Raw genomic sequence first — 24,359 nt, 5'->3', positions numbered from 1 at the left:
TTTTAATTTATTCGGTTGTATGTTTAGAATGAAATTTTGCTTCCATTCGATAAATACGTGACCCTTTTTCAGAAAATTTATGTTCATACTCGGTCGGAATATTACTCCCTTCATCTTCTTGATGGAGATTCAAGTTGATTTTTGTAAAATACATACCAAATTGAGACATACTTTCAAGGCTGTATGCGAACAAGCCACGATTATCTGTTTTAAAATGAAGCTCGCCATCTTCACGAAGGATTTGTTGATAGAGTGCTAAAAAAGTCCGATACGTTAATCGACGTTTGGCATGTCGTTTTTTCGGCCATGGATCAGAAAAGTTTAAATAAATTCGGTCCACTTCACCTTGACGAAAATAGTCTGTTAAAATGACCGCATCGTTACATAATAATTTAATATTCGTTAAGTTGAGTTCACGTACTTTATCCAGCACGCGAATCATCACATTTTTATCTCTTTCAATGGCAACATAATTAATATGTGGATTTTGCTGAGCTAACGTCGTAATAAACTTACCCATGCCAGATCCCACTTCAATGTGAATCGGCTGTTGTTGTTCAAACCATTCACTCACTTTATGGGCATGCACTGCTTCTAAATCCACAATATCGTTATGCGCAGTTAAGTAAGACTCAGCCCACGGTTTATTTCTCATTCTCATGATTATTCATACTCCTTAAATAAATACATTACTCTTCATGACTTCATTTAAGAATTTGAGCCAAGTATTCATATCTTTATAACGTTTATGCTCTTCGTTCCACTGAATCATACCAATAGACTGAATCACCGTATACCATTTCATACGTTTTTTTAAATTCATCGTTTCTTTCACTTCATACGTGTCAAACCAACTCGACCATTGCGTTTCAGGCACGTAGTTGTAGAGCAGCATACCGATGTCAATGGCAGGGTCAGCAATCATCGCGCCTTCCCAATCGACAAGAAAGAGTTCATCTTTATCTGATAAAAGCCAGTTATTATGATTGACATCACCGTGAACAACCGTATAAAAACGAGGATCAAACTCCGGCATATGGTCTTCAAGATACGTTAAAGCCTTTCTCACGATATGATGCGTCAACACATCACGAGACAATGAGGCATTAATTTTATGCAACATAATTTCAGGGGTGATAGGCGCCATCTCCATACGCTTCAACATCGTTAACAATGGTTTTGACTGATGAATTTTTTTCAACAAATGTGCCACACGATCTTGGGCCATTTCTTGCGATTCAAGTTCACGCCCATTTTTCCAATGTTGGGCCGTCACAACTTCGCCTGTTTCGATACGTTTCGTCCAAACCAGCTTAGGTACGATGCCTTCTGCTGATAATGCAGCGATAAATGGATTGGAATTACGTTTCAAAAACAACTTTTGACCATCTTGCTCAGCCATATAAGCTTCACCAGATGCACCACCAGCCGAGTCAAGCGTCCATCCTAACTGATAAAACTGCTCCACAACTCGCTCACCTCACTTTCAAATAGAAAAGGCTCATGAAATTTTTTCAAGAGCCATATTTAAATCATTTTTCAATGATTTTAAATTCACGTTCATGTTTTGCACTCATTTAAGATTTTATAATTATTGAGCCTTTTTTTCAACCAAAAATGAAACACAAAATGTGACTTTTTACCTTTATCCGTTTTGAAAGTTTCACAAACTCTTCATAATACTGTCAAATCACCCTATTTAGTGTGAATGTGAACGAATGTATCTTTCAAAACCTTCTTGTAAACGTCTTGTAATCGGCCCCACTTTACCGTCCTTAACCAGTTCACCATCGATTTTAACGACTGGCATTACTTCGGCAGACGTACTTGAAATGATCACTTCATCAGCGTCCTTCAAAAATGCTAATGAGAATGCTTCGTCTTTAAATGTAATTTGCTCATCATCACAAATCCATTTAATCACTTGACGTGTAATCCCGTTTAAAATTAAATTGTTCGCTGGATGTGTGTATACGACACCATCTTTAATCGCATAAACATTACTTGAAGCACCCTCTGTCACCGTACCATCACGATGTTGAACCGCTTCAGTCGCATTGTATTTTGTCGCATATTCTTTCGCTAATACGTTACCTAATAAGTTTAAACTTTTAATATCGCAACGCAACCAACGAATATCATCCGTAGTAACGACTGACACACCCTCTTCAAGCGCTTTAAACGGACGATCGTATGATTTCACGAAAGCTGTTAATACAGGTTCTACTGATGGCGTTGGAAAAGCATGGTCACGCGGTGCAGCACCACGCGTTACTTGCATATATACCCCACCATTTATCACATCGTTCACTTGTGCGAGTTCACGGACAAGTTCCGTCAATGATTCCACTGTGTAATTCAATTCTAAACCGATTTCGTTCGCACTGCGTAATAAACGTTCGAAGTGTTCTTTAGCTGTAAATAACTTGTTGTCATAAATACGTACATATTCATAAATACCGTCTCCAAAATTGTATCCACGGTCATTAAAAGCGACTTTTGCCTCGCTTTCTTCTACAAAACTTTCATTAATCAGTACTTTTGTCATAATTTATCCCTCCACACAAACCGCATAAATCGCTTCTAAATAGATGCTCGTTGCGTTAAATAGTTGTTTTTTCGTGATGTATTCATTTTTTTGGTGCATTAAATCTTCAGAGTCCTCAAACATCGCACCGAACGCGACACCTTTGTCTAAATTGCGGGCATAAGTCCCTCCGCCAATCGTAAATGATGGGCGCATATCTCCCGTTTGGTTGCGATAAGCTGTTAACAATTTTTGAACAAATGGATCTTCAGGATTCACAAAATGAGGTGTTTGTACTTTAAGGCCTTCAATGTCAAAACCTAATGCTTGAATTTCGGCAGTAAAGTCATTGATGGCGCGGTCAAAATCAAAACCTTCTGGATAACGTAAATTAATACCGAACGAACCACCTTCATCTATGTCATAGCGAATAACACCGATATTTGTCGTTACATCGCCCATCGAATCTGAATGGAATTTCATGCCCATTTTTTCGCCAAAGTGAGAATCAAATAAGTATTTTTCACCAAAAGCTGTCCATGATTGTGCAGATTGATTTAAATTTAACGTGTTTAAGAAATGAATTAAAAATAAACCGGCATTCACACCAATAGATGGATCCATACCATGTACAGCCTTACCAAAAACAGTTAATTTCAAAATGCCACTATCAATTTCGTGTTGTCCTTCTAATTGATGTTCTGATAAAAATGCTTCAAAACGTTGAATCGTATCAGTCATATTTTCTTTCACTAAAATATCCGCATTGGCAACGTCTGGCACCATGTTGAAACGTTCACCAGAAACAAACTGCTTCAATTCGATTTCAGGTTCATCATCGTCTAACGTTAAAGTTTGCTGTTTAATCGTAAATGTTGTAATCCCTTTTTCACCATGAATCAGTGGGAATTCCGCATCAGGTGCAATACCAATCGTCGGCATTTCTTCAGTTTTGAAATAACGTTCTGTACATTTCCATTCAGACTCTTCATCTGTTCCGATAATAATATGTATTCTCTTTTTCCAATCTACATTCATATCATTAAGAATTTTTACCGCATAATAAGCTGCGATTGTAGGTCCTTTGTCATCCAATGTTCCGCGTGCAATAATACGGTCGTCCGTTTCAACAGGGTCAAATGGATCTGAATCCCAACCATCACCCGCTGGCACAACATCAACATGACCTAAAATACCAAAAAGTTTTTCACCTTTACCGATCTCGATACGGCCAGCTAAATGATCAGTATCAAATGTATTAAATCCATCGCGCTCAGCTAACTGATACATATATTCAAGTGCTGCCTTAGGACCTGGACCCACTGGCGCGTCTTCAGTAGCTTCTGCATCATTGCGGACTGATTTGATAGCTAAAAGTCCTTTTAAGTCTTCGATCATTTGCGTTTCATATTCTTGTACTTTTTCTCTCCACATGCTGATCAACATCCTTTTTTTCATGATTGTATTTCTTATTTTACATGAATTATCCATTAAACAACAGTAATATTTCTGTACACTTTTTTAATCTTTCTAACAAAATGTTGTCCTTCGTTTTAAAATATCGATTAACTCATGGAAATTCTTTTAATATTATCATAAAAAACATCAAGCATATGGATAAAATCCTAATAGATACGTTGAGATAGACGTCAATATGCAGCAAGAAGAAATACGTTACAGCGACATATGAAGTAAAAAAATCGCTCACAAATTAAAAACCAGATGCTAAGGTCATCAGCATGACACCTTAACGTCTGGTTTTAAAATGATTACTTATTCGGTTCATTATCACGCACAACATGTAAATTGTGTGAAGGATCTCCGCCGCCTTCATCATCAAACAACGCTTCTCTATCATCTAAGTTATCACGTTGTTCACCGTTCAATAACCGTTCTTTTTTCTCGTTAATAAATGATTTCGGATCTTGTTTCGCTTTGTTAATATAAGCTTTTGGATCTTCTTTCACTTTATTAAACTCTTGCGTTGCAGCCTCACTCACTTGTGCTGCTTTTTCTTGTGCGCGTTTTTTGTAGTCTTCCGGATTTTCTTTATATTTTTGATATTCTTGCTTCAAGTTTTCACGGTTTTGTTTATTTGAAAGTACAACGGCTGCCACTGCACCTCCAATACCAAGAATCGCTTTAAACAGTTTTCCTGATTTTGCCATCTTTAATCACCTCAAATACTTTTAATGTAAGGTTACCCGGCAGATGAACAAGTTAAACCTTTTTCATTTAAATATTTGAACAATTAACGATAATTCAGCAATTTCAGCTCGTCTTCTGTTAAAGGTCGATAAGCACCTGGCTGTAACGATGAATCTAACGTAAGCGCACCAATAGACATTCTTTTTAGCGCGACAACATCATTATCAATCGCGTGAAACATCCGCTTCACTTGATGATACTTCCCTTCTTGAATCGTGACGAATGCAGTCGTTGGCTCATCCAAAATTTCAAGATGTGCAGGTTGTAGTTGCCCCTCTTTTAATGTGATGCCTTCTTCAAAACGTTTTGGATCACTTGCTTTTAATGCATACTTCGCTTTAACCCAATACGTTTTCGACACATGCTTATTCGGACTCATCAACTCATGGTTAAATTGACCATCATTCGTAATTAACAAAAGCCCTTCTGTATCTTTATCAAGACGTCCAACTGGAAATAAGTCTAAATGTTGGTAGTCTTCAATTAAATCAATCACTGTTTGATGTTGATCATCCACCGTTGCAGATATGAAGTTTTGCGGTTTATTCATCATCAAATACACAAACGGTTCATAAGCAATAAATTGACCATCCACTTCGACAACATCATGCTCTGAATCAATTTGTGTTTTAGCAGATTTGATTTTCACGCCATTATGCAATACACGACCTTTTTTCAACAGCGCTTTAACTTCTGTGCGTGTACCGACACCCATTTGCGCTAAAAATTTATCAATACGCATTATAAAAAGCTCACTTTACGTCTAATTTTGTTTGGAATCTCGCCTAAAAACTTATCTGCCAAACGTGTTTTCATTGTTAATACTGCATAAATAATGACACCCACGATTGCACAAATGACTGTAATGATCAATGCGCCGACGTGACTTGCTGGTGAAATCACGAATTGCAAACCAAAATAAATGACTTCAACAAAAATCATCATAATAAAGCTATATAATAAGATTTTACATACATCGATAATCGTTTCGTTAAATTTGAAGCGTGCGTATTTTTTAAGAATGAAAAAGTTACATACAATCGCAAAAGTTAATGCAATCGCTGTACTTAAAATCGCACCAGCTGTTTCAAACATAATAATTAAAGGCATGTTTAAAATTAATTTCAACACTACTGAACCGACAATGACGAACACTGTTAATTTTTGCTTATCAATACCTTGTAACATCGATGCCGTTACACTCAATAGTGAAATCAAAATAGCGACAGGTGCATAGTAGAACAACAGACGGCTACCATCCATACTGTATTCATAAAACACCGTATATAGTGGAACAGCTAATGCCATAATCCCTAAACTTGCCGGCACTGTAATGTACATCAATACACCTAATGCCGTGCGAATTTGACGATGCATTTCAACATAATCGCCCTTTTCGTATGTTTTAGTGATAAATGGAATTAAACTAATCGCAAATCCAGCCGCTAAAGACGTTGGAATCATAACAATTTTGTTCGTTGTCATATTGAGCATCGTAAAGAACGTACCTTGTAAACTTGTTTCCACACCTACTATAGATAATGCATTATTATGCGTCAATTGGTCCACAATCATAAACAGTGGGAAGTTAAGACTTACAATGACGAACGGAATACTGTACGAGAGAATTTCTTTGTACATTTTCGAATATGACACATCAATCCCTGTCATATCATGAGCAACCATTTCCTGTATGCCACGACGACGCTTAATCCAATACCACCAAAGCGTCAAGATACCTGCAATCGCACCAATTGCAGCACCGAACGTCGCAATACCATTCGCTAATAATACAGAGCCATTAAAGACATTTAATACGAGATAGCTGCCGACTAAAATGAAAATGATACGTCCAATTTGTTCAGTAACTTCTGATAAGGCTGTAGGTCCCATCGATTTGTAACCTTGGAACACTCCTCGCCAAGTTGCTAACACTGGGATAAAAATGACAACAAAGCTAATCGTACGAATGATGGCAGTAATTTGATCGACTGTCCAACCCGCATTTTTATCCATATTATGGGCAATCGTTACTGACGCAATCATCGGAGACAAGAGATATAAAACGACAAAGCCTAATATTCCTGTGATACTCATCACGATAAAGCTTGATTTATACAGTTTTTGACTAACACGATATGCGCCTAATGTATTGTATTTCGCAACGTATTTCGACGCCGCAAGAGGCACACCCGCAGTGGCAACAGCTATCGCAACATTGTATGGTCCATAAGCATAGTTAAAAGGTGCAAGATTATCTGCGCCTCCTATGATTTGGTAAAACGGAATAATGTAAATAATTCCTAAAACTTTTGTAATTAAAATACTTAAAGTTAGTAAAAAGGTTCCCCTTACTAATTCCTTGTTTTCACTCATAGATAACCTACCTACTCTACATTTTTTCAAGATTTAATTATAACACAATACGGATATTATACACTGATTGAGAATATGTTAAAATCAAAATATCAATTTTAAGGGGTTTTTATAAAATGTATCAAACAATTGTGATCGGTGGCGGACCGAGTGGATTAATGGCTGCCATTTCATCAAGTCAAAACGGGCAATCCGTACTCCTATTAGAAAAAAAGAAAGGCTTAGGTCGTAAATTAAAAATATCCGGCGGTGGTCGTTGTAATGTGACTAATAACTTGCCTTATGCTGAAATTATCAAACACATCCCTGGAAATGGAAAATTTTTATACAGTCCTTTTTCAATTTTCGATAACCAATCTATTATCGAATTTTTTGAATCGCGTGGTGTTGCATTAAAAGAGGAAGATCATGGCCGTATGTTTCCTGTATCAAATCAGTCACAAGATGTACTCGATGCATTGATCTGTGAATTGAAACAAAATGACGTTACAGTAAAAGAAGAACAAACTGTCGTAGACGTGAAAAAAGTTGATGCAGACCATTTTCAAGTACAACTCCAAAATGGTGATACGTATGAAGCAAAAACAGTCATCATTGCGACTGGTGGCACAAGTGTCCCCCAAACCGGTTCAACGGGTGATGGCTATCGATTTGCACAATCATTAGGCCATTACATCACAGAACTGTTCCCTACAGAAGTTCCGATTAAATCTAACGCACCATTTATTAAAAATCAGTCACTTAAAGGTTTGAGTTTAAAAAATGTCGGCCTATCCGTCTTAAAGAAAAATGGCAAAAAACGTATTACCCACCAAATGGACATGCTATTCACGCATTTCGGTATTAGTGGGCCTGCTGCATTGAGATGTAGTCAATTTATTTATCAAGAGCAAAAAAGTCAGAAACAACAAAACATTCAAATGCAAATTGATGCCTTTCCCGAAATCAATGAAGAAGAACTCAAACAAAAAATCACGAAACAGCTCAAATCACAGCCCGATAAACATATTAAAAATGCACTAAAAGGTTTGATTGAAGAACGCTACTTAACACTCATGATTGAAAGTACAAATATTCCATTTGAAACGACGTATCATCATATCAGCGCACAACAACTCAGTACACTCGCACATCAATTCAAAGCATTTACTTTCGAAGTTTACGGCACGTTACCGTTAGAAAAAGCTTTCGTGACTGGTGGTGGCGTTTCAATCAAAGAAATCGTTCCAACAACTATGGAATCTAAAATCACACCTGGTCTGTATTTATGTGGTGAAGTATTGGATATTCATGGATATACGGGCGGTTACAATATTACGAGTGCCCTTGTCACAGGCTTCGTCGCAGGCTATTTCGCCGGCCTTGCAGAATAAAAATTAACCATACACCATAGCATTCACCCCATCTCAAAATAGCTAACGAGATGGGGTGTTTTTATTCATATATCCATTGAAACGCAAACATGATTGCACCTTCACATACTCCCTCCCCCCTTAGTTAAAAGAGATATGATGAGGTGGTTTGTTGTTGTTGATACTTCCGTTCCTCTCATACCAAGAAGATTGCAAGACTCCTGTGGGGTAAAGTTGAAAACAAAATTATAACTTTTATTTTTAAAAGTGGCTGCTGTTTAACGCAGTAGCTGTCTGACTTCTCAATGCACTTGCTGTTGAGAAGTCTAGTTAGTATTGCGGAGGCAGTACAACGAAATCTTTGTTGCACATGAGATTTCTGTACTGCTCCCGAAAATCCATTCATGCCTCAACAAATGTAACAGTTAAATCGAGCGTTAGTTAAAGGTTTAGCCCCTCGAAGGCAAGTGCTGCAATCAAGAAATTTAAAACTAAAGATTTCGAAATGTTTAACAAATCCAAAACACAAAAAAACACTGCTATCATCGCATGGTCCCCCCATACGACAATAACAGTGCATCATCATATCTTAAATACGCTTAAACTCTAACCCTTCATTGCCCCAAGCACGCATACCACCTTCAACATTCACCGCATCAATCCCATGATCATTCAAAAATTCAACCACTTTCGCACTTCTCACACCGCCAGCACAAACGATGTAATACGTCGTGTCCTTTTTGAAATCATCTACATGATCCGGAATGTCATTCATCGGAATATGTTCAGCATTAGGAATCATCCCCATTGCAACTTCTTCATCTTCGCGTACATCGATAATATTTACCGGTTCTGAACTTAAAACAATCTCTTTTAATTCATCTGTAGTCATTTCTTTCATTATCCTCTACGCTCCCTTATTCATCATTATTTTGCGACAATATTCACCAATTTTTGTGGAACTGCAATGACTTTCTTAATCTCTTTACCCTCAATTGCAGCTTTAATGTTGTCATTGGCTAGCGCTGTCGCTTCCATATCCTCTTTACTCATATCTTTCGGGATTTCGATTTTAGCACGTACTTTACCATTCACTTGAACGACGATTTCCACGACATCTTCTTCTAATAACGATGGATCGAAACTTGGCCATGGTTGATAAGTAATCGTTGTGTCGTGTCCTAAAATTGACCATATTTCCTCACCGATATGCGGTGCGATAGGTGCTAACATTTTCACAAAACCTTCTGCATAGGCTTTAGAAATGTGTTCAACCTTATAACATTCATTAATAAAGACCATCAATTGACTAATCGCCGTATTGAAGCTCAATGATTCGAAATCTTCAGTGACCTTTTTAACTGTTTGATGGTACACCGTTTGTAATGCTGGTGTGTCATCTTCAATCACTTTAGCCGTTAACTGTCCTGCTTCAGTTAAAAATAAACGCCATATACGATCTAAGAATCGACGTGAACCATCTAAACCATTTTCACTCCAAGCAATTGAAGCTTCTAACGGTCCCATAAACATTTCGTATAAACGTAAAGTATCGGCACCGTGTGAACGAACGATATCGTCTGGATTCACAACATTACCTTTTGATTTGCTCATTTTTTCGTTACCTTCACCTAAAATCATACCTTGGTTGAATAATTTTTGGAAAGGCTCAGATGTAGGGACAACTCCTAAATCATAAAGAACTTTGTGCCAGAAACGTGCATATAATAAGTGCAACACGGCATGCTCAACACCACCGATATAAAGGTCAACAGGCAACCAATGTTTGAGCTTTTCAGGGTCAGCTAACATTTGATCATTATTAGGGTCGATATAACGCAAGTAATACCAACAGCTACCCGCCCATTGTGGCATTGTGTTAGTTTCACGACGACCTTTCATACCTGTTTCAGGATCAACGACATTCACAAAATCATCAATATTTGCAAGTGGTGATTCACCTGTACCTGAAGGCTTAATTTCATCTGTTTTAGGAAGTAATAATGGCAATTCGTTTTCCGGTACAGTTGTCATTGAGCCGTTTTCCCAATGAATAATCGGAATCGGTTCACCCCAATAACGTTGGCGACTAAATAACCAGTCACGGAGTTTATAATTCACTTTCTTCTCTCCAAGACCTTTAGCTTCTAATAGCGCAATGGCTTTTGCAATCGCCGCTTCATTGTTCAGACCGTCTAATTCACCAGACTGAACATGTGGACCGTCACCTGTGTAATATGGTGTCTCTGCATCGTTTTCAATGACTGTCACAACTGGTAAATCAAATGTTGTTGCAAATTCGTAGTCTCTTTCATCATGTGCTGGAACTGCCATCACAGCCCCTGTACCATATGAAGCTAACACATAATCAGCAATCCAAATAGGAACTTGCTCACCTGTAAATGGATGAATCGCATAGGCCCCTGTGAAGACACCTGTCTTTTCTTTCGCAAGATCTGTACGTTCTAAGTCCGATTTTTTCGCAGCTTCATCTTGATAATGCTTTACTTTTTCATATTGTTGCGGTGTCGTAATCCGGTTCACTAAAGCATGTTCAGGACTTAACACTAAAAATGTTGCACCGTAAATCGTATCTGGACGTGTTGTAAATACTTCAATCGGTGTGTCAATATTTTCGACTTTAAAGTTCACTTTTGCCCCTTCAGAACGGCCAATCCAGTTACGTTGCATGTCTTTAATCGACTCAGGCCAATCGAGTGTATCTAAGTCTTCAAGTAAACGATCCGCATATTCTGTAATTTTCAATACCCATTGTTTCATCGGGCGTCGAACAACAGGATAGCCACCACGTTCTGATACACCATCTACCACTTCTTCATTAGATAGAACTGTACCTAACGCTTCACACCAGTTCACCGGAATTTCATCAATATAAGCTAATCCTTTTTTATAAAGTTGAATAAAAATCCATTGTGTCCATTTATAATATTCAGGGTCTGTCGTACTTACTTCACGATCCCAATCATAACTAAAGCCAAGTTCTTGAATTTGACGCTTAAATGTTTGAATGTTACGTTTTGTAAATGCCGATGGGTCATTTCCAGTATCAAGTGCATACTGTTCAGCAGGTAATCCAAACGCATCCCACCCCATAGGATGTAACACGTTGTAACCTTGCATACGTTTATAACGTGACAAAATGTCTGTTGCTGTATAACCTTCTGGATGCCCCACATGTAGCCCTGCACCTGATGGATAAGGGAACATATCTAACGCATAAAATTTCTTCTGCCCGATATTATCTTCTGTTTTAAACGTTTTGTTCTCTAGCCAATACGTTTGCCACTTTTTTTCGACTTCTTGATGATTGTAACTCACAATTAAATCCTCCTCATTCATAAAAAGACACCTCAAACTATTCATATATGCTAAGGGACGACTTTTGCCGCGGTACCACCCTCATTCACTCCTGGAAGTGCACTTCATTTTAAATAGTAAGAGATGTCATTTATTTTTCATTATTTATCGGCAAGTTCACTTAAAGTTTTTCGTTAGTTCGCACCACCACTAACTCTCTGTGGAAACCCTTTTAAGATACTACTCCAGTACAGCACGACCACATGCTTAATTCATAATCAACTACTATATTATGCAATTTAGCACAAAGATGCAAGTGTCATTTACTGTGATTAACGATATAACGTTTTCTGATCAACTTTTCTATCATAAATCGAAAGGAATACCATGGCGATTAGGAGTAAACCTATCATAGACAAAAACATGATTTGCATATTGAATACATCGACGAGTATCCCACCAACTAACGGACCGAAAGCTTTTCCCACTGTTGACGCGGAATTCACAATCCCTTGATAGACCCCTTTTCTACCTTTAGGCGCTAAATTGTTAGCAATCGTCGGTACAGCAGGCCAAACGAACATTTCTGCAAATGTCATAATGACCATCCCTACAACGAAAATTGAAAATGATGTCGCAAAACTTGTCACGAAAAATGACAGTATGAACACGACTAATCCAAAGTAAAGTTGCTTTTTCAGTTGCCCTTTAATGAGGTGAATAATCGGTAATATTAAAGGTTGTCCCACTAAAATGAGCACACCGTTAACTGTCCATAACAAACTATATTGACTCATAGAAATACCGATACTTTGTGTAAATGAAGCAATGGTTGTTTGCCATTGTACGTAAGCAATCCAACATAACGCAAACATCACACATAATAAAATGAGTGCTGTGAAATGTTTCTTGTTTTGAATATGCGCCACATTTTCCAACGTTTCTTGATGTTTAACCGTCGCTTGATAATCTATTTTAAATTGAAATAACGCGATAAAGAAGAAAATAACATACATCGCCAAATTCGCCATAAAAATGTAATTAAAGCTCAGTTCAGCAACAAAACCACCTAGCGCTGCACCTAATGCAACACCGATATTTTGTGCTAAGTAAATCGCATTAAACGTTTGTCTTCCCCCTTGCGGCCACACTGCTCCAGCCATCGCATATATAGCAGGGATAATCATACCACCGCCAAAACCGAGCATAATGAGCCAAATAGCATACCAAGGCCAACCGTGAAAGAAATTTAATAAAATGGTGGCACACAAACTCACGATCGTGCCTAACATAATTGTCCGATAGCCTCCAAGTTTATCGAACAATGTCCCACCAAGTAAATTTCCTACAATCATTCCAAATGAATTGACCATCAGTACCAGTCCGGCAGTACTTAATGATTTGCCGAGTTCCTCATTCATATAAATCGTATTCAACGGCCATAAAAAACTCGCACCTGTGATATTAATCGCCATCCCAATGACGAGCCACCATATTTCTCTAGGCATATTCACTGATGTTTCACTCCTTTTCTCTCTAGCTCACACTATAACACGTTATGATGAAAATATGTTAAAATCTTCAAATACTGTTTAAGAAAAATGACGAATACGATATGATAAAAACAGTTTAAACATAGAAAGTCGAAAGGAAGATTGTGATGGGCACTTATTTCCCATATGCTTTTGAAAAGAAACGATATCACACTTTAAATTATCATCTGAAAAATAAATTTGGTCAAAAAATATTTAAAGTTGCTTTAGATGGTGGTTTTGATTGCCCTAATAGAGACGGTACTGTTGCACATGGCGGTTGTACTTTTTGTTCAGCAGCAGGGAGTGGTGACTTTGCTGGTAACCGTGCCGACGCTATCGAAGTGCAATTTAAAGAGATTAAAAATAAAATGCACGAAAAATGGCATGAAGGTCAATACATTGCATATTTCCAAGCCTTTACTAATACACATGCACCCGTTGCTGTATTACGAGAAAAATTTGAAGCTGCATTAAAAGAACCGGGTGTTGTCGGATTATCTATCGGTACACGTCCAGATTGCTTACCAGATGACGTTGTGGACTATTTAGCCGAATTAAATAAACGTACATATTTATGGGTGGAGTTAGGTTTACAGACCATTCACCAAGAAACATCTGACTTAATCAACCGGGCACATGATATGGACTGTTATTACGAAGGGGTCGCAAAATTACGCCGTCACAACATTAATGTATGTTCACATATTATAAATGGGTTGCCTGGTGAAGATTATGACATGATGATGGAAACTGCAAAAGCTGTTGCTCAAATGGATGTCCAAGGTATTAAAATTCATTTGTTACATCTATTAAAAGGCACACCCATGATGAAGCAATATGATAAAGGTTTACTCGAATTTATGACGAAAGAACAATACATTCAACTCGTTTGCGATCAGCTCGAACAATTGCCACCAGAAATGATCGTCCACCGTATTACAGGTGATGGTCCTATCGATTTAATGGTCGGTCCAATGTGGAGTGTCAATAAATGGGAAGTATTAAATGATATTGACGCAGAACTTGAACGTCGTGGTACTGTTCAAGGCGAATCTTATAGTTCTCAGGTGCGCATATGATAGTCGAACGTATTTTACCTTTCGCCAAAACATTAATTCGTAGTCATACCACACCAGAAAGTGTTGTCATTGATGCAACATGTGGTAACGGACATGACACCCAATTTTTAGCAGACCTTGTCCCAAATGGTCATGTTTATGGCTGTGACATTCAACAAGAAGCAATAGAAAATACAAAACAACGTGTTCAAGATTACAACAATGTTTCCCTATTTCTAACGGGGCACGAATGGATTACACAATATATTAGAGACGAACATCTTACACAAGTACATGCGGCCATTTTTAATTTAGGTTATTTACCGAAAGGCGACAAATCTATCGTCACACAATCAGCGACAACCCTCGCTGCTGTACAAACGATTTTTGCTGTATTACAACCTGAAGGCATTATCGTTTTAGTCGTTTATCCTGGCCATGAAGAAGGTGCGGAAGAAAGTGAGACTTTGTTGAAGCAATTGGCAGCGTTTGATCAACAACGTGCACATGTTTTGAAGTATGAGTTTATTAATCAACAAAATCGACCGCCATATGTGATTGCGCTTGAGAAAAGAGCTTAGTGTCATTTGAGATTGAAGTGTTGTAGAAGATGTGAAGAATTTTAAATTTGTAGAAGGATTGCATATTTAAATTGTAAAACGATGCGCCACTCCTTTTGATGTAACGCTCAATAGATGGATATCTGGGTCTCGCGCTTCTTAGGGGCTGCCCCTCTAATTAACCAACGCTTTAATTTTACTGTTACATTTGTAGCGGAAGCGTTGGTGGATTTTCCGGATCAGCTCATCCCTCAGGAGTCTTGACCCGATTCCTTTTCTATTGCGCTACTTTTATAAGTAGAGGGAAGCATCCTTTTTTCTTTCTAAATTGAACATACCGCTTCAAGTAAACATAAACAACAATCTATCTATCACTTCTCTCATATGACAGTGTGAGTGAGATGTGAATGTGGTGAATTAAAGCATATGTATTTTATTTTAAATTTACGTTAATCACTACGAGTAAAAACCAACGACAGTACCCATTTGGGAAGCGTTGGTTTTATGATAGGTAGTATGAATATTTTATTTTCATTTGCACTCTCTTTTTAATTCAATGTTGTCTTTGGTGATGCCTGGAATTGCGGGCTTTTGTACCTCTTCAATTCTTATTAGCTTTGATCAGAATGGGTGGATTAAATCTAGATGTCAAATGAGAGTAGCATTAGTCCTTAAATATCACAGCCGTTTACAATATCATTTAATAATGTTCTCAAATGTGCATCTCTTTTTTCGATTTCCATACATGTAAAATTAATTAAGTCTTGTTTGTCCGCTTCTTTATCCTCATTAAAATGAATAATAACGGTTCTTTCATCGTTTGTCGGGCGCTCTTTAATAATCCATTTCATTTCTACCAAATTGTTGTAAGTTCTTGTACGTTTGTAAGTCTTAACTTTCACGTAGTTATCCATTTCTTTTAATGTCATCGAACCTTGATCCCAAAGTGTCAGTAAAATCAAAAACTCTTCTTTTGATAAACGATATTTTCCCTCAATTTCTTCAAAAATGTCTTCAACTTCTTTTTGCAGTTGGTCAAGGAGCATGATATCGCTCACTTTATAATTATTTTTTTCAATCATAATACCCCCCCATTCTTTGCTACCTATCGTTTATTTGTACCCACAAAATAGAAAACTAATCATATTTAATATATTAGTAATACTTTGTTATTTTAAAATTTGAAGTTGTAGAACATTTTCTTCAAATTATTTACTTTTGCAATCGCTTATTTAAGTTATAGCCCTATTTTGTAGTGCATTACTGAGTTCGAAATAAAAGCAATTATTCATATACTAAAGTTGTGGGGATTTATTCTCAGCAAATAAAATGGCCCTACTCTCTACAAGAAGAGATAGGACCATTTAAAAGTTGCTTTATTTATTATTTTTATTAGAAAAGGTGAGAAATAGAATCTTGCATATCTTTTAAGATTTTAACAGATTTAGCGAATTTTTCTTTTTCTTCGTCATTTAATGGTGTTTCAATGACGCGTGAAGCACCCTCACCGTTAATCACTGTTGGCACACCAGTGTATACACCTTCATGACCGTATTCACCTTCTAAGTAACTTGACACTGTTAATACGATGTTTTGATTTTTTAAGATAGCTTTTGAGATATGCATTAATCCCATTGCCACGCCGTAGTATGTCGCACCTTTTGCTTTAATGATGTCATATGCTGCATCACGTGTATTCACATAAATATCTTCAATTAAATGTGCTTTTTCAGGATCATTTTTCAATTGATCATAAATTGAAACACCTGCAATTGTTGCACCTGACCATACTGGTACTTCTGAGTCACCGTGTTCCCCAATGATATAACCATGAATACTTGCTGGAGCTACATCGAACGCTTCACTAATTAAATGTCTGAAACGTGCTGTATCTAAAATTGTACCTGAACCGATAACTTTGTGTTTTGGTAAGCCCGAATATTTTAAAGTGACGTAAGTTAAAATATCTACTGGGTTCGCTGCGATTAAGAAAATACCATCGAAGCCACTATCCATAATTGATGTCACGATATCTTTATAAATTTTTGCATTTTTTTCTACTAAGTCTAAACGTGTTTCACCAACTTTTTGAGGCGCACCCGCACAAATCACGACTAAATCTGCATCACCACAGTCAGAATATTCACCTGCTACGACTTTAACTGGGGAATCTGCATACGGTGCACCGTGGTTTAAATCTAATACATCTCCAAGTACTTTATCTTTATTGATATCGATAATAACAAGTTCATCAGCTACACCTTGACTCATCATTGTAAAGGCATAGCTTGCACCCACTGCACCATTACCTACTAATACCACTTTATTACCTTTTGTCTTCATGAAAAACACTCTCCTAACTATGCCAAATTTGTTCACTATTTATTACTTGTGATTATTTTCACATATATAATTTAACACGTTTTCCATTTTCTTTCAACGATGAATTTTTAGGACAAACGAAAATTAATCGTTCATCCTATACTTTTTGTATATTTTTTACTTATTTAAGGCTATTTTCATCTTCAACTAAATAGCCTGCCGCATACACCCGATTGTTTAAAAAGCTCAAAATATAACGCATTACGGCTTCACGTTCAGGTTCATTATGAATTTCATGTGCAAGCTCAGGCCACGCTTTAAAATAAACTTCATCTAAATTCAATGATTGCAATAATTGATGTGTCACTTCAGTATCCGAAATTTGATCAGCTGTCCCGTACATAATGCACATCGGTTTGGCCGTTAATTTATGAAGATGATCAGCTGTATCTTTCATTGTACGTACAACTTCTTTATACCAATGATAGCTCACTTTTTTTAACATCATCGGGTCATTTCGAGTTTCTTCTTGTACTTCTGAATTTCGTGTCAGTGCCTCAGCTTCAATACCTATATCAAACTTTGTCCCTTTTGAAACGTCACCAATGTTGGACACTAAAATATTTTTACGCGTTTTATAATGTTTTTGAAATGCTAGGAGTGGCGAAAGTAAAATTAAACCTTCTATATCCAATTGCACTTTTTCTAATAAGTTTAAACAAATCAAACCACCTAATCCGACGCCAATCATAAAAATAGGCAAATGATATTCTTCAGCGATTTCAACCCATTCCAACACGCGCTCTTGGTAGACTTCAAAGTTTTGGATTTGCCCTTTATTCATACGCGAAGTTTGGCCTTGTCCTGGCAAATCGCCCATAATGACATGGTAGCCATTGCGTTTCAAATGAGTAATGACATAGGCATAACGTCCTGTATGTTCTAGCATATTGTGTACAATGACGATGACCCCTTTAGCCTCACCTTCAGTTTCCCATTTCCACATACTCCATTATCCTTCCTTTAATTCTATGTATTATAACATCTATTATAGCGTGACTCCCCCATTCATCGCGACTAAAAACATAAAAAACACGTGAATCCGTCATGACATATCGCCACAACCATTTCACGTGTTGCGTTCATTTTATACAAGTTTAAATGTTTTACGCATCCAACTCACACGTAATAATAATATAGTTAATAAAATCTCATAAAATGTAGGGAAAAATTTTGCCACTAAGAGTAACATCAATTGTCCAAAGAATGTTCCCTCGCCTTGGCTTACATTAAATTGCGCTAAAACTCCTACATCTATTACATTCAAACCCACAATTACGACAATAACTGGCCAAATTTTCTTTGTTAAAATACCTATAATTAATCCGATAACGACCAATACAATCAGTTCAAATATAAAATACTGCACAAATGTGTCTAACTGCGTCCCAAAAATGTAGAATGTCATATCTCTAAACATTGTCTATCTCCCTTAAAAAGATTTCACTTTATTTTACCATGATTTACTTGCCCGTCATTTAAAGATATCGTAAAGATTCAGTCACGCCATTTACACTATATTAATATTCATAACTGTATTTTATTATCTTTAGAAGAACTTCACAGTGATTTCATCAAAACTTGACATCGTCGTGCTATATTGTAAATAAACAAAGTCAGATTAAAGGAGTTCATGATGAAGCTCGTTTATAAATGTTTGTTATGCATCATTCTTTTCTTATGTACACCACTTATCGCAGCGATCGCTCAAGAGCCTATTACGATAGAAGTACACCAGTGAATCATGCATTATGAATACTCTTTTTATAACTTTTTTCACATTGAATGATGACTGAATGATAGCGTAACCACTCGACTTTATAAAATTCGCACCTTTTGATATGAAAACGTTTTCTTCCCTTATCTGTTCATGATACACTGATATTACAACAGAAACATAATGGGAGGAATTTAGCATGGCCTTAGTCAAACACTTTTTTATCGCATTGTCTAATAATGCATTTTTAAATTCAGTAGCGAAAACCATTGGGCCTTCACTAGGGGCAAACAGAGTGGTCGCGGGGAATACAATTGATGATGTGATTAAAACGATTAAACGACTGAACGAGAAAAATATTTCAGTTACAGTAGATAATCTCGGTGAATTTGTGAATAACGAACGAGATGCTATTGAAGCGAAAAATAATATATTAAAAGTGATGGAAGCGATTCATGAACATCAATTAGACGCACACATGTCGGTCAAACTGAGTCAGCTCGGTAGTGAATTTGACCGTGCCCTTTCATATCGCAACATACATCAAATCGTTTCTAAAGCGCAAGAATACGATCACATGCATATCAACATTGACACAGAAAAATATGATAGTTTATTTGATATTACACAAACATTAGATCGTTTAAAGCCTGAGTTCAACAATGTCGGTACTGTAATTCAATCTTATTTATTTAAAGCAGACGTATTGATTGATAAATATCCAGACTTACGCTTACGACTCGTTAAAGGGGCATATAAAGAATCACCTTACATTGCATATCAAGCAAAAGAAGAAATCGATGAAAATTATATTCGCTTAATTGAAAAACGGTTACATACTGCGAAAAACTTTACGTCGATTGCAACACATGATCATCACATTATTAATCATGTTAAAGATTTTGTTGAAAAACATAATATTGATAAATCAAAATTTGAGTTCCAAATGCTTTATGGCTTTAGATCTGAACTCGCTGAAGAAATCGCAAAAGAAGGTTACAATTTCACTATTTATGTACCTTTTGGTGATGATTGGTTTGGTTATTTCATGCGTCGTTTGGCAGAAAGACCTCAAAATATCACATTGGCGCTTAAAGAGTTTGTGAAGCCAAAAGCGTTAATTTCTGTTGCAGGCGTGACATTAGGTGCGCTTACATTATGTAAAATTTTGAAACGCAAACATTAATAAATCTAACATTTCATTATTATGATTGTCGCTTATCATAGAAAAAGGGTTGGGACGTAGAAAATTTTAAGCCTTAATCCATTCAGAGATTTATGATTCATTCATGACTTTAAAGCAGTCGGAAAATGAGGGTGAATGGGATATAAAAAAATGATGCTATTGATTTTCTTGAATTCATCAACTTGCACTCAGTTTCGCTGTATTGGGTCTAAGATTGCCCAGAAGGCTGAGACTCCTGAGGGAATGAGTGCATATTGTCAACAGTCACGTCTTTACTTTAAATAGCGATTACTGTTTATCGCAGTAGCTGTCTGACTTCTCAATACGTAGGCTTTTGAGAAGTCTAGTTAGCCTTGCGGGGGGAGTACTACAAAATCTTTGTGACACATGAGATTTCTGTACTGCTCCCAAAATCCAATTCGGCTTCCATCAAGTGTTCATTTCAATCAAGGCGTATTGAGTTGAAGAGTCAGCCCCTCGGAAAGCGATGCCATGAAGGCAATCAAAAACCACAAATCATAGGGAGGACAAGTTTAACAAAAATATTGCATCAATAGCATCAAAATTTTTATGTCCCATCCCCCCTTTCCTTTTTTTATCTTGGTTTTATCTGCAAAGACGTCACTCGTCTATTTTAAATAAGCGCATTTGACGTCGATTAAGCGTACATTTGTCGTAGTAAGTTCGCCATTTCGATTGCACCAACTGCTGATTCAGCACCTTTATTGCCCGCTTTTGTACCCGCTCGCTCAATCGCTTGTTCAATATTTTCTGTCGTCAATACACCGAAAATGACTGGTACCCCCGTATCATCACTCGCTTTCGCAATGCCTTTTGCTGCTTCATTACAAACATAATCATAGTGAGATGTTGCGCCACGAATGACACATCCTAATGTCACGACAGCATCATATTTGCCTGTTTGCGCCATTTTTTTAGCGACGATAGGGAGTTCAAATGCGCCTGGTACGTATGCAACATCCACATCATCTTCTGCTACTTGATGTCTTCTCAACGCATCTTGTGCACCATCTAATAAACGACCTGTAATTAAATCATTAAAACGACTCACCACAACTCCAATTTTTAAACCTTTACCATTTAATTGACCTTCGAATTTCATCATAATTCCTCCTCTATTTAAATTAAATGACCCATTTGTAATTTTTTCACTTGCATATAATCATAGTTATGCACATTTGTTTCAGTGATGACGGGTATACGTTCGCCAATTTGAATACCATAGCGTTGTAATCCCAATAATTTTTCAGGGTTATTGCTTAATAAATTGACGGTTGTAATATTAAAATATTTTAATATTTGAGCTGCCATGCCATAATCACGTAAATCCGGCTCAAAACCAAGTGCTTCATTCGCTGAAACGGTATCATAACCTTGTTCAATCAATTCATAAGCTTTTAGTTTGTTTATTAAGCCAATGCCACGCCCTTCTTGAGGCAAATACAGCAACATGCCACCGTGTTGTTGGATATATGCCATTGACGCTTCTAACTGTTCACCACAGTCACAACGTTCACTATGAAAAATATCACCTGTTGCGCAAGCGGAATGGACACGGACATTCATCGTGGGTTGGATGTCACCTTTGACCAGTGCTAAATGTTCTTCACCGTCGATATTTGAAGTAAAACCGTACATGTCGAATTCACCAAATTGGGTTGGCAATTTAATTTTCGCTTCCACTGAAATCAATGGACGTTGCGCTTTAATATAAACAACAAGGTCTTCAATTGAGATCATTTTCAAATGGTGTTGCTCTTTAAACTGCTCTAATTGTTCACCTTTTGCCATCGTCCCGTCATCATTCATAATTTCACATATCACACCGGCTGGACGTGCACCTGTTAACTTCGCTAAATCAATTGTCGCTTCTGTGTGGCCCCGACGTTCAAGGACACCATGCTTTTTAGCGATTAATGGAAAAATATGACCTGGTTGATGAAATGTCTCAGCAGTCATCGTATCATCTATCAATGCTCTCGCTGTTGCTGTTCTCTCAAAAGCACTAATACCCGTTGTCGATTGCACGTGGTCAATACTTTGTGTAAACGCTGTGCCATGGGGATCACGATTATGTTTGACCATACTATCGAGACCAGCTTGTTCAGCAATCTCTGCTGTAATTGGTGTACAAATGAGGCCTCTACCATGTGTCGCCATAAAATTAATTGTGTTATCATCCATCCACTCTGTAATCGCAACGAGGTCGCCTTCATTTTCGCGGTCTTCATCATCAATGACAATAATCATGTCGCCCTTTTTCAATGCTTCTAACGCTTCTTCAATTTTGTCTAATTGCATGTAACGCCCCTCCTTAAAAACCTGCATTCAATAATTCTTCTACTGACAGCTGTGATTTTTCTTTTGTGATGGCTTGGACATATTTAAAAAGCATATCTGTTTCTAAATGCACCGAATCACCTTGTTTTTTATTAGCAAGAATTGTTGCTTTACGTGTTTCTGGAATTAAATGAATATCAAAACGATCTCGATATTTTTTAAAAACCGTTAAACTGATACCATCTACAGCAATCGACCCTTGTGGAATCATTTGATCAAGTAAATAAGGTTCAGCTTTAATTGTATAAATCCATTCATTTTGAGATGTTTGAATGTGTTGAATCACGCCTTTACCATCGACGTGACCTTGTACAAAATGGCCACCTAATCTGCCAGTAGCTAATAATGCACGCTCTAAATTAACCGAATCATTCGTTTTTAAATCTGCTAAATAGGTTTTATTTTCTGTTCCATGAATGACATCCACTGTAAAGCTATGTTGATCAAAACGCGTCACAGTTAGACATACACCATTCACACTAATTGAGTCACCAACGTGCATATCGTCTAATATTTTTTTGCATTGAATTGTCAGTGCTGTTGTAGGGTTACGTTTTTGAATGTGTTGAATTGTACCTACCTCTTCAACGATACCTGTGAACATGTTGTCACTTCCTTTGCATTTGCAGTTTCAAATCGGTACCTATTATGTCAGTTTGTACAATTTCAAATTGTGGTAGTTGGTTTAAAGGGGTCACAAATTCTGTTCGATAAAATTGATTCACACCTTGACCACCTATGATTTTCGGGGCTAAATATAGGATGAAGTGCGTCACAAAACGAGACGCTAAAAATTGTGAAGTTACGTTAGGGCCTGCTTCGACAAGGACATGACCATAACCTTTTTGATATAAATCTTTGAGCACATCTTCAATTTGAATTTCGGCTTGCTGAATAATTTCAACATGATTCAATGATGAAGTGAGTGCTTGATTTTCTGTATAAATATAAATCGGTGTCACGCGATCTTGGAAGAGCTGTGCATCCCAGTTGATTTTACCAGAGCGCGATAAAATCACTTTCGCTGGATGATGACCGTCTTCTATGCGTGTCGTTAAACTTGGATTATCGTGTGTCAGTGTGCCATTGCCAGTTAATATTGCATCATGTGAATGTCTTAATTGGAAAACATCCGACTTTACCTGTTTAGAAGTAATCCATTGACTTTCAAAATCATCCGTCGCTTGTTTGCCATCTAAACTGGCGCTCACCTTAACTGTCACAATGGGCAATGCTTCTTCTTTACTGTTATAAAAATCGGCATACAATTGTTCAGCACGTGGATGTGGACGATATTCCACCTCAATGCCATGTTGCACCATCATGCCATGACCTGTTTCTTGTAGCGTCGTATCTTTGGCAGCATAGACAACTTTCGCAATGCCAGTGTCAATGATACGTTGTACACATGGTGGTGTACTGCCGTAATGTGAACAAGGTTCGAGTGAGACGTAAATCGTTGTGCCTTTGACATGTTGTGCACCTGCCATATCAATCGCTTGAATTTCTGCATGGCGCTCACCCTTTTTTAAATGTGCACCGAAACCGATGATGCGCCCATGTTTCACAATGACCGCACCAACTGCTGGATTCGTTCCAGTTTGGCCTTGCGTCATTTCAGCCAATTGTATCGCATAGTCTAAATAATGGTTCATACTTTCACCTCAATAAAAAACACTCGATTGTCGACTTCGAGTGGTAGGATGTATGAAAAGTGATCAAAACACATTGATTCTTTTTCATTCAAAATTTGGATACGACAAATAAACTCACATATCG

Annotated in this window: 22 protein-coding genes and 1 other annotated feature; of the genes, 4 read left to right on the top strand and 18 right to left on the bottom strand. The window is 37.3% G+C overall.

Annotated features, from left to right (window positions below; genetic code table 11):
* Window positions 1-7: 7 nt before the first annotated feature.
* The 7 genes from trmB to GZH82_RS06170 all read right to left on the bottom strand — a co-directional run bounded on the left by trmB (window position 8) and on the right by GZH82_RS06170 (window position 7,111).
* Window positions 8-661 (bottom strand): tRNA (guanosine(46)-N7)-methyltransferase TrmB, encoded by a 654-nt coding sequence (gene trmB, locus GZH82_RS06200; protein WP_162681742.1) that lies wholly within the window; start codon window positions 659-661, stop codon window positions 8-10.
* Between the two features lie 15 nt (window positions 662-676).
* Window positions 677-1,468, bottom strand: coding sequence for a phosphotransferase family protein (locus tag GZH82_RS06195; RefSeq protein WP_162681741.1), 792 nt, complete (start codon window positions 1,466-1,468; stop codon window positions 677-679).
* Between the two features lie 231 nt (window positions 1,469-1,699).
* Entirely contained in the window at window positions 1,700-2,548 is an 849-nt protein-coding gene (gene dat / locus GZH82_RS06190; RefSeq protein ID WP_162681740.1) for a D-amino-acid transaminase, read from the bottom strand.
* A 3-nt stretch (window positions 2,549-2,551) separates the two neighbouring features.
* Complete coding sequence (gene pepV, locus GZH82_RS06185; protein ID WP_162681739.1) at window positions 2,552-3,961, bottom strand: dipeptidase PepV; 1,410 nt, start codon at window positions 3,959-3,961, stop codon at window positions 2,552-2,554.
* Window positions 3,962-4,296: 335 nt separating this feature from the next.
* Complete coding sequence (locus GZH82_RS06180) at window positions 4,297-4,695, bottom strand: YtxH domain-containing protein (RefSeq protein ID WP_162681738.1); 399 nt, start codon at window positions 4,693-4,695, stop codon at window positions 4,297-4,299.
* An 83-nt stretch (window positions 4,696-4,778) separates the two neighbouring features.
* Window positions 4,779-5,477 (bottom strand): pseudouridine synthase, encoded by a 699-nt coding sequence (locus GZH82_RS06175; protein ID WP_162681737.1) that lies wholly within the window; start codon window positions 5,475-5,477, stop codon window positions 4,779-4,781.
* On the bottom strand, window positions 5,477-7,111 hold the full coding sequence (locus GZH82_RS06170; RefSeq protein ID WP_162681736.1) for a putative polysaccharide biosynthesis protein: 1,635 nt from the start codon (window positions 7,109-7,111) through the stop codon (window positions 5,477-5,479). Before GZH82_RS06170 ends, GZH82_RS06175 begins: the two co-directional genes overlap by 1 nt.
* A gap of 116 nt (window positions 7,112-7,227) precedes the next feature.
* Here GZH82_RS06170 and GZH82_RS06165 point away from each other — a divergent pair, with 116 nt between their 5' ends.
* Window positions 7,228-8,484 carry a BaiN/RdsA family NAD(P)/FAD-dependent oxidoreductase gene (locus tag GZH82_RS06165; protein WP_162681735.1) on the top strand — a complete coding sequence of 419 codons (1,257 nt, stop codon included), beginning with the start codon at window positions 7,228-7,230 and terminating at the stop codon, window positions 8,482-8,484.
* Between the two features lie 568 nt (window positions 8,485-9,052).
* Here GZH82_RS06165 and GZH82_RS06160 read toward each other — a convergent pair.
* The 3 genes from GZH82_RS06160 to GZH82_RS06150 all read right to left on the bottom strand — a co-directional run bounded on the left by GZH82_RS06160 (window position 9,053) and on the right by GZH82_RS06150 (window position 13,289).
* On the bottom strand, window positions 9,053-9,364 hold the full coding sequence (locus GZH82_RS06160) for a rhodanese-like domain-containing protein (RefSeq protein ID WP_162681734.1): 312 nt from the start codon (window positions 9,362-9,364) through the stop codon (window positions 9,053-9,055).
* A gap of 26 nt (window positions 9,365-9,390) precedes the next feature.
* Window positions 9,391-11,805 carry a leucine--tRNA ligase gene (leuS, locus tag GZH82_RS06155; RefSeq protein ID WP_203232872.1) on the bottom strand — a complete coding sequence of 805 codons (2,415 nt, stop codon included), beginning with the start codon at window positions 11,803-11,805 and terminating at the stop codon, window positions 9,391-9,393.
* A gap of 47 nt (window positions 11,806-11,852) precedes the next feature.
* Window positions 11,853-12,044: a binding site (T-box leader), on the bottom strand.
* 69 nt (window positions 12,045-12,113) lie between these two features.
* A complete protein-coding gene (locus tag GZH82_RS06150; protein WP_457853115.1) occupies window positions 12,114-13,289 on the bottom strand; it encodes an MDR family MFS transporter in 1,176 nt (391 codons plus the stop codon).
* Window positions 13,290-13,441: 152 nt separating this feature from the next.
* Here GZH82_RS06150 and mnmL point away from each other — a divergent pair, with 152 nt between their 5' ends.
* Window positions 13,442-14,395, top strand: a complete 954-nt coding sequence (gene mnmL, locus GZH82_RS06145) for a tRNA modification radical SAM protein MnmL/YtqA (protein ID WP_162681731.1) — start codon at window positions 13,442-13,444, stop codon at window positions 14,393-14,395.
* Window positions 14,392-14,955, top strand: coding sequence for a tRNA 5-(aminomethyl)-2-thiouridylate-methyltransferase MnmM (gene mnmM / locus GZH82_RS06140; RefSeq protein WP_162681730.1), 564 nt, complete (start codon window positions 14,392-14,394; stop codon window positions 14,953-14,955). Before mnmL ends, mnmM begins: the two co-directional genes overlap by 4 nt.
* A 650-nt stretch (window positions 14,956-15,605) precedes the next feature.
* Here the strand turns inward: mnmM and GZH82_RS06135 are convergent.
* The 4 genes from GZH82_RS06135 to GZH82_RS06120 form a co-directional block, all read right to left on the bottom strand.
* Window positions 15,606-16,016: a transcriptional regulator, SarA/Rot family gene (locus GZH82_RS06135; RefSeq protein ID WP_162681729.1), complete on the bottom strand. Its 411-nt coding sequence runs from the start codon at window positions 16,014-16,016 to the stop codon at window positions 15,606-15,608.
* 310 nt (window positions 16,017-16,326) lie between these two features.
* Window positions 16,327-17,277: an L-lactate dehydrogenase gene (locus tag GZH82_RS06130; protein ID WP_162681728.1), complete on the bottom strand. Its 951-nt coding sequence runs from the start codon at window positions 17,275-17,277 to the stop codon at window positions 16,327-16,329.
* 160 nt (window positions 17,278-17,437) lie between these two features.
* Entirely contained in the window at window positions 17,438-18,262 is an 825-nt protein-coding gene (locus GZH82_RS06125) for an alpha/beta fold hydrolase (RefSeq protein ID WP_162681727.1), read from the bottom strand.
* A gap of 141 nt (window positions 18,263-18,403) precedes the next feature.
* Complete coding sequence (locus GZH82_RS06120) at window positions 18,404-18,736, bottom strand: hypothetical protein (protein WP_162681726.1); 333 nt, start codon at window positions 18,734-18,736, stop codon at window positions 18,404-18,406.
* A 496-nt stretch (window positions 18,737-19,232) separates the two neighbouring features.
* Here GZH82_RS06120 and GZH82_RS06115 point away from each other — a divergent pair, with 496 nt between their 5' ends.
* Window positions 19,233-20,219 (top strand): proline dehydrogenase family protein, encoded by a 987-nt coding sequence (locus GZH82_RS06115; protein ID WP_162681725.1) that lies wholly within the window; start codon window positions 19,233-19,235, stop codon window positions 20,217-20,219.
* Between the two features lie 658 nt (window positions 20,220-20,877).
* Here GZH82_RS06115 and ribH read toward each other — a convergent pair.
* The 4 genes from ribH to ribD are packed head-to-tail and all read right to left on the bottom strand — an operon-like array spanning window position 20,878 to window position 24,235.
* Window positions 20,878-21,342, bottom strand: coding sequence for a 6,7-dimethyl-8-ribityllumazine synthase (gene ribH / locus GZH82_RS06110; protein WP_275401876.1), 465 nt, complete (start codon window positions 21,340-21,342; stop codon window positions 20,878-20,880).
* Window positions 21,343-21,359: 17 nt separating this feature from the next.
* Window positions 21,360-22,541, bottom strand: a complete 1,182-nt coding sequence (gene ribB / locus GZH82_RS06105; protein ID WP_162681723.1) for a 3,4-dihydroxy-2-butanone-4-phosphate synthase — start codon at window positions 22,539-22,541, stop codon at window positions 21,360-21,362.
* Between the two features lie 13 nt (window positions 22,542-22,554).
* Complete coding sequence (locus tag GZH82_RS06100) at window positions 22,555-23,184, bottom strand: riboflavin synthase (RefSeq protein ID WP_162681722.1); 630 nt, start codon at window positions 23,182-23,184, stop codon at window positions 22,555-22,557.
* Between the two features lie 4 nt (window positions 23,185-23,188).
* The gene (gene ribD, locus GZH82_RS06095) at window positions 23,189-24,235 is read right to left on the bottom strand and encodes a bifunctional diaminohydroxyphosphoribosylaminopyrimidine deaminase/5-amino-6-(5-phosphoribosylamino)uracil reductase RibD (protein WP_162681721.1); all 1,047 of its coding nucleotides are present in this window, start codon (window positions 24,233-24,235) and stop codon (window positions 23,189-23,191) included.
* Between the last annotated feature and the right edge of the window lie 124 nt (window positions 24,236-24,359).

Source organism: Staphylococcus sp. MI 10-1553, assembly GCF_010365305.1.
Classification (GTDB): domain Bacteria; phylum Bacillota; class Bacilli; order Staphylococcales; family Staphylococcaceae; genus Staphylococcus.
The sequence above is the reverse complement of the archived record's forward strand: the minus strand, read 5'-3'. Positions and strand labels throughout refer to the sequence as shown.